Annotated in this window: 11 protein-coding genes; 6 read left to right on the top strand and 5 right to left on the bottom strand. The window is 70.4% G+C overall.

The annotated features are described in order from the left end of the window. Positions 1–112: 112 nt before the first annotated feature. Both N8I86_RS12565 and N8I86_RS12560 read left to right on the top strand, forming a co-directional pair. Positions 113–1,162 (top strand): endonuclease/exonuclease/phosphatase family protein, encoded by a 1,050-nt coding sequence (locus N8I86_RS12565; protein ID WP_263277788.1) that lies wholly within the window; start codon positions 113–115, stop codon positions 1,160–1,162. Positions 1,163–1,262: 100 nt separating this feature from the next. Further along, positions 1,263–2,483 carry an MFS transporter gene (locus N8I86_RS12560; RefSeq protein ID WP_263277787.1) on the top strand — a complete coding sequence of 407 codons (1,221 nt, stop codon included), beginning with the start codon at positions 1,263–1,265 and terminating at the stop codon, positions 2,481–2,483. Positions 2,484–2,581: 98 nt separating this feature from the next. On the opposite strand, the gene N8I86_RS12555 is transcribed toward N8I86_RS12560, so the two are convergent. From N8I86_RS12555 to N8I86_RS12545, 3 genes are all read right to left on the bottom strand, one after another. Next, entirely contained in the window at positions 2,582–4,525 is a 1,944-nt protein-coding gene (locus N8I86_RS12555) for a S53 family peptidase (protein ID WP_263277786.1), read from the bottom strand. Between the two features lie 234 nt (positions 4,526–4,759). After that, the gene (locus N8I86_RS12550; RefSeq protein WP_263277785.1) at positions 4,760–5,392 is read right to left on the bottom strand and encodes a DUF305 domain-containing protein; all 633 of its coding nucleotides are present in this window, start codon (positions 5,390–5,392) and stop codon (positions 4,760–4,762) included. After that, a complete protein-coding gene (locus tag N8I86_RS12545; RefSeq protein WP_073893317.1) occupies positions 5,389–6,066 on the bottom strand; it encodes a DUF3105 domain-containing protein in 678 nt (225 codons plus the stop codon). Before N8I86_RS12545 ends, N8I86_RS12550 begins: the two co-directional genes overlap by 4 nt. A 377-nt stretch (positions 6,067–6,443) precedes the next feature. Here N8I86_RS12545 and glnA point away from each other — a divergent pair, with 377 nt between their 5' ends. The 4 genes from glnA to N8I86_RS12525 all read left to right on the top strand — a co-directional run bounded on the left by glnA (position 6,444) and on the right by N8I86_RS12525 (position 13,154). Next, positions 6,444–7,805: a type I glutamate--ammonia ligase gene (gene glnA, locus N8I86_RS12540; RefSeq protein ID WP_073893314.1), complete on the top strand. Its 1,362-nt coding sequence runs from the start codon at positions 6,444–6,446 to the stop codon at positions 7,803–7,805. A gap of 189 nt (positions 7,806–7,994) precedes the next feature. Beyond that, positions 7,995–10,796, top strand: a complete 2,802-nt coding sequence (locus N8I86_RS12535; RefSeq protein WP_263277784.1) for a SpoIIE family protein phosphatase — start codon at positions 7,995–7,997, stop codon at positions 10,794–10,796. A gap of 189 nt (positions 10,797–10,985) precedes the next feature. Further along, entirely contained in the window at positions 10,986–11,585 is a 600-nt protein-coding gene (locus N8I86_RS12530) for a methyltransferase domain-containing protein (RefSeq protein WP_263277783.1), read from the top strand. A 21-nt stretch (positions 11,586–11,606) separates the two neighbouring features. Beyond that, a complete protein-coding gene (locus tag N8I86_RS12525; RefSeq protein WP_263277782.1) occupies positions 11,607–13,154 on the top strand; it encodes an MFS transporter in 1,548 nt (515 codons plus the stop codon). Here N8I86_RS12525 and N8I86_RS12520 read toward each other — a convergent pair. After that, positions 13,084–13,521 carry a DUF7144 family membrane protein gene (locus N8I86_RS12520; protein ID WP_263277781.1) on the bottom strand — a complete coding sequence of 146 codons (438 nt, stop codon included), beginning with the start codon at positions 13,519–13,521 and terminating at the stop codon, positions 13,084–13,086. The two genes, N8I86_RS12525 and N8I86_RS12520, sit on opposite strands and share 71 nt — an antisense overlap. A gap of 30 nt (positions 13,522–13,551) precedes the next feature. Then, positions 13,552–14,004 carry an SHOCT domain-containing protein gene (locus tag N8I86_RS12515; protein WP_073893301.1) on the bottom strand — a complete coding sequence of 151 codons (453 nt, stop codon included), beginning with the start codon at positions 14,002–14,004 and terminating at the stop codon, positions 13,552–13,554. Positions 14,005–14,040 lie beyond the last annotated feature (36 nt).

Genomic DNA, 14,040 nt, shown 5'->3' with positions numbered 1-14,040 from the left:
TCATCGTCTTCCGTACGGCCGTCATGGGACGGCGGAACGGAGCCGATCATCCCCTAGGGTCGGAAGAGCACGGGGGCGGACGGTGTGCACGGCAGGCAGTGAGGCAGACGGTATGGCGCAGCAGGCGTACATGACGGAGACGGACAACGGCGGCTCGGGGCCCGAGCGACCAGGATCCCGGCTTCGGCGCCTCGCGCACAGGCTGCTGCACGGCTGGCGCGGCGATCCACGGATCTGGCGGCGGGGCATCGTGCTCGCCGTGCTCGCGCTGCTGCTCGCCCTCGTGATGCTGGTGCACTCCCGCATCCCCAACCGGGTGGGGAACCTCGGCTCCCTCTCCGAGACCTTCCTGCCCTGGCTCGGTGTGGCTGTGCCGGTGCTGCTGGTCCTGGCCCTGGTCCGGAAGTCGGCGACCGCGCTCGTCGCGCTCCTGCTCCCGGCGATCGTGTGGCTGAACCTCTTCGGCGGACTGCTCACCGACAAGACCGGCAGCGGCGGCGACCTCATGGTGGCCACCCACAACGTCAACGCGGAGAACCCCGACCCGGCCGCGACCGCCACCGACGTGGCCGCGTCCGGCGCCGACCTCCTCGCCCTGGAGGAACTGCCCGCCTCCGCCCTGCCCGTCTACGAGAAGGCGCTCGCGGGGACCTACCGGCACCACGCGGTCGTCGGCACGGTCGGGCTGTGGAGCAAGTACCCGATGACCGACGTACGGGCCGTGGACATCAAGCTCGGCTGGAAGCGCGCGATGCGTGCCACCGTCGCCACCCCGCAGGGCCCGGTCGCGGTCTACGTGGCGCACATGCCCTCGGTGCGGGTGAAGATGAAAGCCGGGTTCACGGCGCGGCAGCGCGACAAGAGCGCCGACGCGCTCGGTGAGGCCATCGCCGACGAACGGCTGCCGCGGGTGGTCCTGCTCGGCGACCTCAACGGCACGATGAACGACCGCTCGCTCAACGCCGTCACCTCCCAGTTGCGCTCCACGCAGGGCGCGGCGGGCAGCGGCTTCGGGTTCAGCTGGCCGGCCTCGTTCCCGATGGCCCGGATCGACCAGATCATGGTCAGGGGCGTGGAGCCGGAGGGCTCCTGGACGCTGCCGCGCACGGGCAGCGACCACTTGCCGGTGGCAGCCCGTGTGAAGCTGGACACAGGCGCGTAACCCGCTGGAATACCGGACCCGAGAGCATTTGTTCCGTCGGGGAACTTACTGCGAGACTCGAACCCCGTACGGCACCGTCGCTCTGAGAGGTCCTCCCTTCATGCCCCTGGCCCTGCTCGCCCTCGCCGTGGGCGCCTTCGGCATCGGTACCACCGAGTTCGTGATGATGGGCCTGCTGCCCGATGTCGCGGACGACCTGCACATCTCGATCCCCGCCGCCGGGCACCTGGTCTCGGCCTACGCGCTGGGCGTCGTCATCGGCGCCCCGCTGCTGGCCGCGGTCACGGCCCGCATGTCCCGCCGCACGGTCCTCATCGGTCTGATGGTCCTGTTCGTCGTCGGCAACGCGCTCTCCGCGTTCGCCCCCGGCAACGGCTCCCTGCTGGCCGCCCGCTTCCTCAGCGGCCTGCCCCACGGCGCCTTCTTCGGTGTGGGCGCGGTCGTCGCGACCGCGATGGTGCCGCCGGAGCGCAAGGCCCGCTCGGTGTCCCTGATGTTCCTCGGCCTGACCGTCGCCAACATCGCGGGCGTGCCCGCCGCCACCCTGATGGGCCAGCACCTCGGCTGGCGGGCCACGTTCCTCGGCGTGAGCGTGATCGGGCTCGTCGCGATAGCCTCGCTCGCCCTGCTCATCCCGCACGACCACACCCAGGCCTCCGCGACCGGCCTGCGCGGCGAACTGGCGGCCCTCACCTCGCTGCCGGTCTGGCTGGCCCTCGGCACCACCGTGGCGGGCTTCGGCGCGCTCTTCGCCGCCTACAGCTACGTCACCCCGATGCTGACGGACTCCGCCGGCTTCGCGCAGGCCCATGTGACGCTGCTGCTCGCGCTCTTCGGCGTGGGAGCCACCGCGGGCAACCTCCTGGGCGGCCGTCTCGCCGACCACTCCCTGCGCGGCACGCTCTTCGGCGGCCTGGTCTCCCTGGCCGCGGTCCTGGCCCTCTTCCCGCTGCTGATGCGCGCGGAGTGGAGCGCGGCCGTCGCCGTGACCCTGCTCGGCACGGCGGCGTTCGTCACCGGTTCGCCGTTGCAGCTGATGGTGATGGAGAAGGCCGCCGCGGCCCCGTCCCTCGCCTCCTCCGCCAACCAGGCGGCCTTCAACCTCGCGAACGCCGGGGGCGCCTGGATCGGCGGCCTCGCGCTCGCGGCCGGCTTCGGCGTCACCTCACCGGCCCTCGCGGGCGCCGTGCTGGCCGTCCTGGGCCTCGGCGTGGCGGGCGCGGCCCGCGCGGTCGACCGCCGCCGCCAGTCCGCGCCGGCGTCGGCGGGGCGGGTCGTCACCTCGCATCTGCCGGAGGAGTCGGGGGCGTTGCGCCACTGAGGCGCGTGTCCGGCACGACGAAGGGGCGTGGGGTGCCCGGCACCCCACGCCCCTCGGCCGATTCCGCTCAGCGGATTCCGCTCAGCCGATCCGCGGGATCAGTGCTTGCGGTACGACTGCACGTAGCCGTTCGCGGGCGAACCCACGCCGGTCACGTCGTCGTAGCCAGTCACCGCGGACAGCGAGCTGTCCTTGCCCAGGCTGCGGACCGAGGTCAGCAGGCCGTCGGCGGCGTCGAAGCCGTTGGCGAAGTCCAGGCGGGCGACCGCCAGGCCGGAGCCCGTCGGGTTGTCCGTGACGTCGTGGAAGACGCCCTTCTTGCCGTACTTGGCGTAGATCGCCGGGTTGGCGAAGCCGAGCGCCTTGCCGTCGCGCGCCTCCTGGGCGAGGGCCTGGACCGCCGCGATGACCGGAGCGGCCAGCGAAGTGCCGCCGATGCGGTACTGGCTGTACTTCTCCGAGCCGTCGGGGAAGGTCTGCGTCTGGCCCACCAGGAAGCCGGTGTTCGGGTCGGCGATGGCCGCGATGTCCGGCACGACGCGGTTGCCGGCGGCGTTGTTGGCCGTGGCCAGCGCCTTCGGCACGACGTTCTTCTGGTAGTACGGCTGCGGCACGGTCTTGCTGGTGCCGCCGCCCGCGCCCGAGGTGTAGGCGCCGGGGAAGCCGTTCCAGCTCTTGCCGTCGGGCGACAGGGTCGCCTTCTCGGTGCCCCAGCCGGTCTCCCACTGGTACGTGTCGCCCTTGCCGACGGCCAGCGAGGTACCGCCGACCGCGGTCACCCACGCCGAGTTGGCCGGGGTGTCGACCTGCTTCGTACCGGTGTTGGCGACCTCGTCGCCGTTGTCGCCGGAGGAGAAGTAGAAGCCGATGCCCTGGACCGCGCCCAGCTGGAAGACCTGGTCGTACGCGGCGGCCAGGTCCGGCGTCTGGTTGGCCTCGATGTCGCCCCAGGAGTTGGAGACGATGTCGGCCAGGTGGTTGTCGACGATCTTGCTGAGCGAGTCCAGCAGGTCGTCGTCGTAGCAGGACGCGGCGCCCACGTAGGTGACGTCGGCGTTCGGCGCGACCGCGTGCACGGCCTCGACGTCGAGGGTCTCCTCGCCGTACCAGCCGGCCGCCCCGCACTCCTCGGTCTTCGTGTAGTTCTTCGGCAGCACCTGGTGCAGCTGACCGGTCTTCCAGGCCGCGTCACCGTTCTTCTGCGCGTACTTGCCCGCGTCGAAGGCGATGGTCGGCGAGGCGTAGGCGTCCGTGATGGCGACGCGGACGTGCTTGCCGGTGTAGGTGCCCGCGCCGTAGGCGGCGCGCAGCTGCTTGCCGGTGTAGCCCTTGACCGCGTACGGGATCTTGTGGCCGTACGCGTCCGGCAGCGTGCTCGCGATGTTCGAGCCGTAGTACGAGGAGAACGGCCCGGCGTTCTTGAACACGGCGTCCGGCGGCGGCAGCTGGTCGTGGTGCGACGACTTGTGCGGGGCGTTGTCCAGGCCGGTGACGGTCAGGACGGCGCCACGGAGGCCGGCCGGCACGGACGCGGTCTGCGCGGGGGCGCGGTAGGTCTTCGACCCCTTGGCGAAGTTGTGCAGCTGGGTGCCGAACGCCTTCTCGGCGGCGGCGACGTCACCGGAGACGGTGACGTAGTGCGCGGTGACCTCGGTGACCTCCAGACCGGAAGCCTTCAGCCAGGACTTGACCGCGCTCACCTGGGCCTTGGTGGCCCCGAAACGGGCCTCGGCCTTCTTGGCGCTCAGGAACTTGCCGTAGGCCGGCGAGTTCGGGTCGGACACGGCCTTGGCGTAGGCGGCGAGTCCGGCGGCGTCCTTGCCGGCCAGGTAGACCCGGGCCTTGACCTGGGCGCCGTTCGACGCCGCGCCCTTGTCCGCCTTGGCCGTCGCCCAGAGCGGCTTGGAACCCTTCAGTACGTCACGTGCGGGGCTGTCCGCGGCCTGTGCCGCGGGTATGCCCAGCGCCAGCGCGCCGGCGATCATGGGCAGTGTCGCTGCCATGCTCACGCCGGCGCGCACCTTGGCGCGGTTGGATCTCATAGAACCCCCTGCGATGCGGTTCGCATGCATGTAGTGGCTGGAACGTCGAGCTCCCGCGCACCGGCCCGCGGCGGTATCGGCCGGCGAATGGATCACACGACGGTGGCCACTCTGGCGATGAACCGTTCATGCCAGGGGAACGTGAGGGTCAAGAGAAGCTCAAGTGCTCGTCACTTGGGGGGAATTGCCTCTTTCATCCCTCACGGTTGGATAACGGAACGGCCTGTCGGCTGTTCACGAACGCGGTCGCGCCCCGCGCTCCTCGAGCATCCCCGCCATCACCTGGAGCTCCGACTGCTGCGCGTCCACCATGCCCCGCGCGAGCCTCTTCTCCACATCGACGGTGCACTTGGCGACGCACCCCTCGGCCATGTGGATGCCGCCCTTGTGATGGTCCGTCATCAGCTGGAGGTAGAGGACCTCGGCCTGCTTCCCCTTGAGCGACCCGAGCTTCTTCAGCTCGGAGTTGGTCGCCATGCCCGGCATCAGCGCGCCGTCCTTGCCGGCGGGCATGTCGCCCATGCCCATCCAGGTCATCGGCGGATCGGCCGACACCTTCGGCAGCCCCCACAGGTCCAGCCAGCCCAGCAGCATGCCGCGCTGGTTGGACTGGGTCTGCGCGATGTCGTAGGCGAGCCGCCGGACGTCCTCGTCGCCGGTCCGGTCCCGCACGATGTACGACATCTCGACGGCCTGCTGGTGGTGGACGGCCATGTCCCGGGCGAACCCGGCGTCGGCGGAGTCCGCCGCCGGCGTCTTCGGGTCCGCGCCGCCGGTGTCCTCAGCGACCGCGTACGTGATCGCGCCCGCGGCGACGAGCACCGCCGCCGCGGCCCCCGCCACCCAGCCGATGTACCGCCGGCTCATTTCATGGCCCCGCCGGTGCACGAGGCGCCCGGTTCGGGGGTCTGCCGCCCCTGCACGTAGGCGGCGAAGAACTTGTCCACCTCGGGATCGCTCGCGCTCTTCACCGTCACCTGGTGGCCCCACGCCGACAGGATCAGCGGCGCGTCCTGGTTCGCGTACGGGCTCATCAGCGAGTACGGCGTCTTCTTCACCTTCGCCGCGAGCGCGTCGACGTCCGCCTTCTTCGCCTTCGCCGTGTACGTCACCCAGACCGCGCCGTGCTCCAGCGCGTGCACGGCGTTCTCGTCCTGCACCGGCTCGGTGTAGACGTCACCGTTGCAGTTGAGCCAGACCGGGTTGTGGTTGCCGCCCACCGGCGGGTGCATGGGGTACGACACCTTGGTCGTCACGTGCGTCCGCGCCAGCTTCCCGGACCATGTCCGCACCCCGTCCTTGCCGGTGGTGAAGTGCCCGGAGTCGCCCGAGTTCTTGGCGTCGCCGCTCGCCACCGAGTCCTTCTTGTCGGACTGCTTGTCCACGAGCACCACACCGCCGACCACGAGACCGGCGACGACGACCACGCTCGCGGCGACGACGAGCACCCGGTTGCGGCGCTCACGGGCACGCTCGGCGCGCCGCATGTCCTCGACGCGCGCCTTGCGCGCCGCGGTGCTGCTGTTCTTGGCGGAACCCATGAGGTGAGTCCTTCTGGCAGAAAGGGCGGATAGAAGGGGTCGGGCCCGTTGATCGTAGTGCGCGAGAGGGGCGCTTCCGTAGAGAGGGCACGGAATCCGTCGATGGGCCGGGGGTGGCTCCGGGATGCAAACTAAAGCGGCGTGGCGTGCCTCACTCGGTGACGTGGACCGGCCATGACGGATGCCGGGGCGAGCAGGCAAGATGGGCGAGAGGGCAGTACACCTGCCGTACGAGAGGCGTTCAGCCCGGAGTCGCTTCGGCGATCAAGGTCCGCAACGCGCATGAAATGGTGTTGTGGTGGGATGCTCAGGTGCCCGACCGCCTCCCGCGGCACCGGGAACCGGCGGCCTGACCAGCAAGGATGGGGAAGCGGAAGATGGACAAGCAGCAGGAGTTCGTGCTCCGGACCTTGGAGGAGCGGGACATCCGGTTCGTACGCCTGTGGTTCACGGACGTGCTGGGCTTCCTGAAGTCCGTGGCCGTGGCCCCCGCCGAGCTGGAACAGGCCTTCGACGAGGGCATCGGCTTCGACGGATCGGCCATCGAGGGCTTCGCCCGGGTCTACGAGTCCGACATGATCGCCAAGCCGGACCCGTCCACCTTCCAGGTCCTGCCGTGGCGCGCGGAGACCCCCGGCACCGCCCGCATGTTCTGCGACATCCTCATGCCGGACGGCTCGCCCTCCTTCGCCGACCCGCGCTACGTCCTCAAGCGCGCCCTCGCCCGGACCTCGGACCTCGGCTTCACCTTCTACACCCACCCCGAGATCGAGTTCTTCCTGCTGAAGGACCGCCCCCTCGACGGCTCCCGCCCCATCCCCGCCGACAACTCCGGGTACTTCGACCACACCCCGACCAACGTCGGCATGGACTTCCGCCGCCAGGCGATCACCATGCTGGAGTCGATGGGCATCTCGGTGGAGTTCTCCCACCACGAGGGCGCGCCGGGCCAGCAGGAGATCGACCTGCGCTACGCCGACGCCCTGTCGACCGCGGACAACATCATGACGTTCCGCCTGGTCATGAAGCAGGTCGCGCTGGAGCAGGGCGTGCACGCCACCTTCATGCCGAAGCCGTTCTCCGAGCACCCCGGCAGCGGCATGCACACCCACCTGTCCCTCTTCGAGGGCGACCGCAACGCGTTCTACGAGTCCGGCTCGGAGTACCAGCTCTCCAAGGTCGGCCGCTCCTTCATCGCCGGCCTGCTCCGGCACGCCGCCGAGATCTCCGCGGTGACCAACCAGTGGGTCAACTCCTACAAGCGCATCTGGGGCGGCTCCGAGCGCACGGCGGGCGCCGGCGGCGAGGCCCCGTCCTACATCTGCTGGGGTCACAACAACCGCTCGGCCCTGGTCCGCGTGCCCATGTACAAGCCCGGCAAGACCGGCTCCGCCCGGGTCGAGGTCCGCTCCCTGGACTCCGGCACGAACCCGTACCTGGCCTACGCCCTTCTGCTGGCCGCCGGCCTGAAGGGCATCGAGGAGGGCTACGAGCTCCCGCCCGGCGCCGAGGACGACGTCTGGGCCCTCTCCAACGCCGAACGGCGCGCCATGGGCATCGAGCCCCTCCCGCAGAACCTCGGCGAGGCCCTGACCCTCATGGAGAGCAGCGACCTCGTCGCCGAGACCCTCGGCGAACACGTCTTCGACTTCTTCCTGCGCAACAAGAAGTCGGAGTGGGAGGAGTACCGGTCCGAGGTGACGGCGTTCGAGCTGCGGAAGAACCTGCCGGTGCTGTAGGCGCAGGTCGGGGCGGGGGTTCCGCCGAAACGATCCCTTGGGGCCGACGGTCACTGACCGTCGGCCCCTTCGGTTCGGTGCCCCCGAAGAGGCCGTCCCTCCACGGCACCGCACGGGCACGTCCCGCAGTACGCGAACGCACCGATCGCGTGTGCGTCGGCTTCCGCGCGGCGGTGTTATCAAGGGTGTATGGAAGTATTTTCCGGGCGCCCACGGGGTCCGGAACGTCATCCGCTCGTCGGGGGCTCGCGCGCACGTCGCGCCTCCCTGCTGGACCTGCGCAGTGCGGCCGGTCAGGTGTTCCTCCTTCAGGTCGTGATCGTGGTCCTGCTGGTCGCGGCCGCCGCGGCGGGCATGGTGCTCCAGGCGGCGAACGACGCCCTGCAGCAGGGGCGCAGGGAGTCGGTCATCGCGGCGCAGTCGTTCGCGAGTGCTCCCGGCGTGGCCGAGGCGCTGCAGAGCCCGGATCCGACGGCGGTGCTCCAGCCACGGGCCGAGGAGGCGCGGAAGCGTGCGGGCGTGGACTTCGTCATCGTCATGAACACGGAGGGGATCCGTTACACGTATCCCTACCCGCGCGAGATCGGGAAGAAGTTCGTAGGCACCATCGAACCGGCGCTGAAGGGCGGCACCGTCGTCGAGCAGGCCGGCGGCCCGCCGCTGCCCGCGGGCAGGGGGACGGACGTGCAGGCGGTGGTCCCGGTGACCGACTCGCAGGGCAAGGTGGTCGGCCTGGTCTCCGCCGGAATCACGGTCAGGAACGTGGCGGAGCTGTGGCTGCCGGAGCTGCCGATCATCCTGGGCAGCGGCGTGGCCGCGCTGGCGCTGGCCGTGACGGGAACGATGTTCGTGTCCCGGCGGCTGAGGCGGCAGACGTACGGCATGGCCCCGGTGGAGCTGGCGGAGCTGTACCGGCACCACGACGCGGTCCTGCACGCGGTGCGGGAAGGAGTGTTGATCACCGACGCCGACGGAAGGCTGCTGATGGCCAACGACGAGGCGGCACGGCTGCTCGAACTGCCGGCGGACTTCCGGGGGCGCCCGGTGCGGGAGCTGGAACTGCCGGAGCCGATCACGCGTCTGCTGTCGTCACCGGAAGCGGTCACCGATGAGGTCCGTCTCGCGGGCGACCGGTTGCTGGCGGTGAACAAGCGGCCGACGTACCCGCAGGCCGACCCGGGGGGCAGCGTGGTGACTCTGCGGGACACCACGGAGCTGGCGGCGGTCTCGGGGCGGGCCGAGGTCGCGCGGGAGCGGCTGAAGCTGCTGTACGAGGCCGGGGTGGGGATCGGGACCACGCTGGATGTGGAGCGTACGGCCCAGGAACTGGCCGACGTGGCGGTGCCGCAGTTCGCCGACCTCGTGACGGTGGATCTGCTCGAAGCGGTGCTGCGGGGGTGGGAGCCGACGGCGGAAGGCTGGCGGCATCTGCGCCGGGCGGCGATCGGCGGCGACCGGCGGATGGTTCCGGTGTATCCCCGGGGCCAGATGATCTCGTTCTCGCGCCGAACGCCGCAGATGCGGGCGCTGCAGGAGCGACGGGTGACGCTCGAGGCGGACCTGCGGCAGGCACAGGGCTGGCGGGAACAGGATCCGGAGCGCGCCAGGAGGGCTCTGGAGTGCGGATTGCGTTCGCTGGTGGCCGTGCCACTGCGGGCGCGGAACGTCACGCTGGGCGTGGCGAACTTCTACCGGACGGTGGATTCCGCGGCGTTCGAGCCGGACGACCTCACCTTCGCCGAGGAACTGGCCGCGCGGGCGGCGGTGGCCATCGACAACGCCCGGAGGTTCACCCGGGAGCACGCGATGGCGGTGGCGCTGCAGCGCAGCCTGCTGCCGCGGCGGCAGCCGGAGCAGGACGCCCTGGAGGTGGCCTGGCGGTACCTGCCCGCGGAAGCCGGGGTGGGCGGGGACTGGTTCGACATCATCCCGCTTCCTGGCGCTCGCGTGGCCCTGGTGATGGGTGATGTCGTCGGTCACGGGCTGCACGCGGCGGCGACCATGGGCCGGCTGCGCACCGCGGTGCACAACTTCTCGACCCTGGACCTGCCCGTGGACGAGGTGCTCGGGAACCTGGACGACCTGGTCGTCCGCATGGACAACGAGGAGAACACGGACGACGCCAGGGACGGCCGGGAAGGCGAGGGCGTGACCGGAGCGACCTGCCTCTACGCGATCTACGACCCGGTGACGGAGGCCTGCACGATGGCCCGTGCGGGGCATCCGGAGCCGGTGGTGGTGCTCCCGGACGGGACGGTCACCTGCCCCGGAGTGCCGGCCTCGGCACCACTGGGCCTGGGCGGCTACCCCTTTGAGGCCGTGGAACTGTCCCTGCCGGAAGGTTCGCAACTGGTGCTGTACACCGACGGCCTCGTGGAGGACCGTACCCACGACATCGACGTCGGGATGGAGCGGCTGCGCGGGGCGTTGGGCGGGTCCGGGGGCCGCTCGCCGGAGGAGACGTGCCGTGCGGTGATCGACTCGCTGAAGCCGTCGCCCTCCTCCGACGACATCGCGCTGTTGACGGCACGTACCCGGAGGTTCCCGCGCTCGGATGTGGCCATGTGGGACGTGCCGCCGGACCCGGCGGTGGTTCCCTCGGTACGGGCGCGCTGCCGGGAGACACTGCTGGAGTGGGGGCTGGAGGAGACCGCGTTCGCCACGGAGCTGATCGTCAGCGAGTTGGTGACGAACGCGATCCGGTACGGCTCGCCACCGGCCGGCGTACGGCTGCTCCGCGGACGCTGTCTGATCTGCGAGGTGTCGGACGGAAGCGGCACGTCGCCGCACATGCGGCGGGCGGCGACCACCGACGAAGGCGGGCGGGGACTGTTCCTGGTGGCGCAGTTCGCCCAGCGGTGGGGGACGCGGTACACCCCTCACGGCAAGGTCATCTGGACGGAGCAGCTTCTCCAGGACGGCGCGTCCGCCGCCTCGGGCCTCGCCCCGGTCGACTTCCTTCTCGACCAGTTCGACGATCCCGGCCTGTGAGCCGGCGTCGAGAGGGGGACGCGCACTCGTTGTGCCCCTCTCCGGAGGGGCGTCCGGTCCTCCACGCGATCAGCCGATCGGCTCGTCAGATCGGTGCCGGGGATCGATACGTTCGGCAGGAAGGCAGAAGACCTGCGAGAGAACCGGAGGTGCAGGATGGGGACGCCCGTCGATCGCGCGGATGTCGTCATGGACCGGGGGAACGCATCCCGGTGCCGCCGCCGGGGGGACGCCGACCTCGCCGGCGACGTGGCGCGCTCCCGGTTCAGGGTCACGTGCGAGGAGTATGCGCGTCTGGACCGGCGGCCGTACCACGAGCGCAAGTCGCGCTACCTGGTCGCCGTCGACCGTATGCTCCGCGGCGGTCTCTGCGATCGTGACATCGTCGTGGACATCGGCGCCGGATACACCGAACTGGACGTGTGCCTGCGGGTCGACCACGCCTGGCGGGGGCGCTACGTCCCGGTCGACGGCTGGATCGACGGCACGGACATCGAGGAGTGGACGCCGGAATTCGACTGCGACTGGTACGCCGCACTGGAAATCCTTGAGCACCTGCGCGATCCGCGGCGGTTGGTCGAGGAGCTGAAGGCCAGCGCCAAGCGCGGCTTCGTCATCACCACCCCGAACCCCGAGGTCGTGGACGTTCTGGCCATGGACCCCACACACGTCACCCCGCTGCCCCGGGGGCTGCTGGAATCCTGGGATCTCTACACGACGGTCCACAACTTCTACGGGCGGCACGAGGACGGCATCGCCGCCCTCTGGACCCGGGAGCTGGTGCGATGACCGCGTGTGAAATGCCCTGTCGTGCATTCTGCGGGTGAGGAACCGGCCGGCCCTCTGTCTTTCAGGGAACTGCTGGCGATCGCTCTCGCCTCCACGATGACGTCGCTCGACCGGACCGTGGTCGTCGTAGCCCTTCCCTCCATGGCGCACGGGCTGGGATTCGGTCTGGTGGCGGCTCACTGGACCATCAGTGTCTACGTGCTGGCCACAGCCGCGCTCGTACTCCTCGGAGGGCGGCTGGGGAGCACGGCCGGGCTCATGCGGACGTTCCGCTGGGGTGTAGTGGTGTTCGCGCTCGCGTCAGCCGGATGTGCGACGGTGCCGGCCGGAGGCGCCGCTTTTCCGGCGCTGGTCGGCTTCAGGGCTTTGCAGGGGGCCGGTGCCGCCCTGATGTGGCCCGCCGCCATCCCGATGGTGACGGACGCCTTCGCCCGGGCGGCCCAGGGCCGGGCGGTCGCCCTGTTCTGCGGTGTGTCCCAGCTCGCCGGAGCCCTCGGGCCCCTCGTCGGCGGAGCCGTCACGGGGACACTCGGCTGGCGTTACGTGTTCTGGCTCAACATCCCGATCGCCGTCCTCATCTGCGGCCTCACCTCGCGCGGCACTCCCGGTCCCCGGCCGGCCGGTCCCCGGCCGCCCTGCGCGAAGCCGCTCCTCGTGGTGCCGGGCGTCTGCCTGGTCGTACTGGCCCTTCAGCAGAGTGCGGCATGGGGCGTCGCGTCATGGCGATTCTGCGCATCGCTGGGTGCCGGCCTGCTGATCACCGGTGTCTTCTGTCGCACCACCCTGCGGTCGCCCCGCCCCCAGATCGACCTGCGCCTGTTCGCCCGGCGGCGGTTCGGCGTGGATGTGCTGGTCAACTGCGGTCTCCAGCTCGGTCTCTTCGCCGTGTTCGTCAACAGTGCGCTCTACATCCAGGAGGTGCTGCACTTCCGCCCCCTCCAAGCCGGAATCGCGCAGACGCCCCTCCTCGCCGGCGTCATCCTGGGAAGCCAGGCGGCTGGTCGCCTGTTCGACCGCACGGGCAGTGCCAGGGTGCCGGTGCTGTGCGGACTGCTCTGCGCCCTCGCGGGGGTGGGGATGTGGATCGCGGCCCTGTCCAGCAGTTCCTACGTCTGGCACCTGCCCGGCATGGTCCTCAGCGGCCTGGGGGCCGGCGCGCAGGCCGCGGTCACCGCCGACGCCATGAACGCGGTGCCGGCGCTTCGACGGCCCGACGCCTCCGCGCTGCTCACCGTGACGCAGCAACTCTCCGCCGTGGTGGGCCTCGCCGTCGCCGGAACGGCCATCGCGACGCACGCGAAGGCGGACGCCGGATCGGCCCTCGTCGACACCCGGGCCGTGACCGCGGGGTTCGTGGTCTCCCTGGGCTTTCTGGTGGTGACCTTCTGCGGAGCGGCCCTGTTCCTGGGCCGGTGCCGCTCGATCACCGGCCGGCGCTGTGCCGACGGGGCCGGCGGTCACGAACCGTCGGCCCCAGGGGTGCGCCCGTGCCCTTTCGTCAGGGGGTGCGGGGAGTTTCCCGGGGCGGGGTCGCGGTCGGCGGCTGCACCACGCACAGGGCCCAGATGACGACTCCCGCGAAGGCGATCATCAGGGTGGACCAGATGGGGGAGTACGGCAGGGAGAGGAAGTTGGCGATGATGATCAGGCCGGCGATGACGATGCCGGAGATCCGCGCCCACTTCGCCGTCTGGAACAGCCCCATGCTCACCACCACGGCGACGGCGCCCAGGATGAGGGTGACCCAGCCCCAGCCGGTCAGGTCGAAGCGGAAGACGTAGCCGTTCGCCGCGATGAACACGTCGTCCTCGGCGATGCCCATGATGCCGCGGAAGATGTCGATCACCCCGGCGACCATCAGCATGACGGCGCCGAACAGCATCAGACCGCTGGCCCAGTGCTGCTTCCTGGCCTGTGTGGTGTGTGTCGTGGTCATGTCTTTGCCTCGCTTGCTGTCGTCCGGTGATCAGTGCGGGACGGTCGTGGTGGCCGAGCCGGTGCGGTCCGTGCCGTCGTCGCCGTTCAGCACCAGTGCCTTCGCCCTCTGGAACTCCTCCTGGGTGATGTCGCCGCGGTTGCGCAGCTCGGAGAGCTTGGCGAGTTCGTCGGAACTGCTGGGCCGGGCACCGCCCGCCGCCTCCCTGACGTAGGAGTCGAACGCCTTGCGCTGCTGGATCGCCTGCTCCTGCTCCCGGCGGCCCATGTCCTTGCCACGGGCGAGCAGGTACACGAGGACCCCGAGGAACGGCAGCACGATCACGAACAGGCACCAGCCGGCCTTGCCCCAGCCGCTCATGGAGTCGTCCCGGAAGATGTCGAGCACGACCTTGAACAGCAGGAAGAACCACATGATCCACAGGAAGAACCACAACATGGTCCCGAGGGCGGCCAGCAGCGGGTAGTCGTAGGCGAGGTTCATCTACGTGGTCCCTTCTTCGCACATCGGGCCGTTGTC

Source organism: Streptomyces albidicamelliae, assembly GCF_025642175.1.
GTDB lineage: Bacteria > Actinomycetota > Actinomycetes > Streptomycetales > Streptomycetaceae > Streptomyces > Streptomyces albidocamelliae.
Note: the sequence above shows the minus strand (reverse complement) of the source record. Positions and strands in the feature narration are given on the sequence as shown.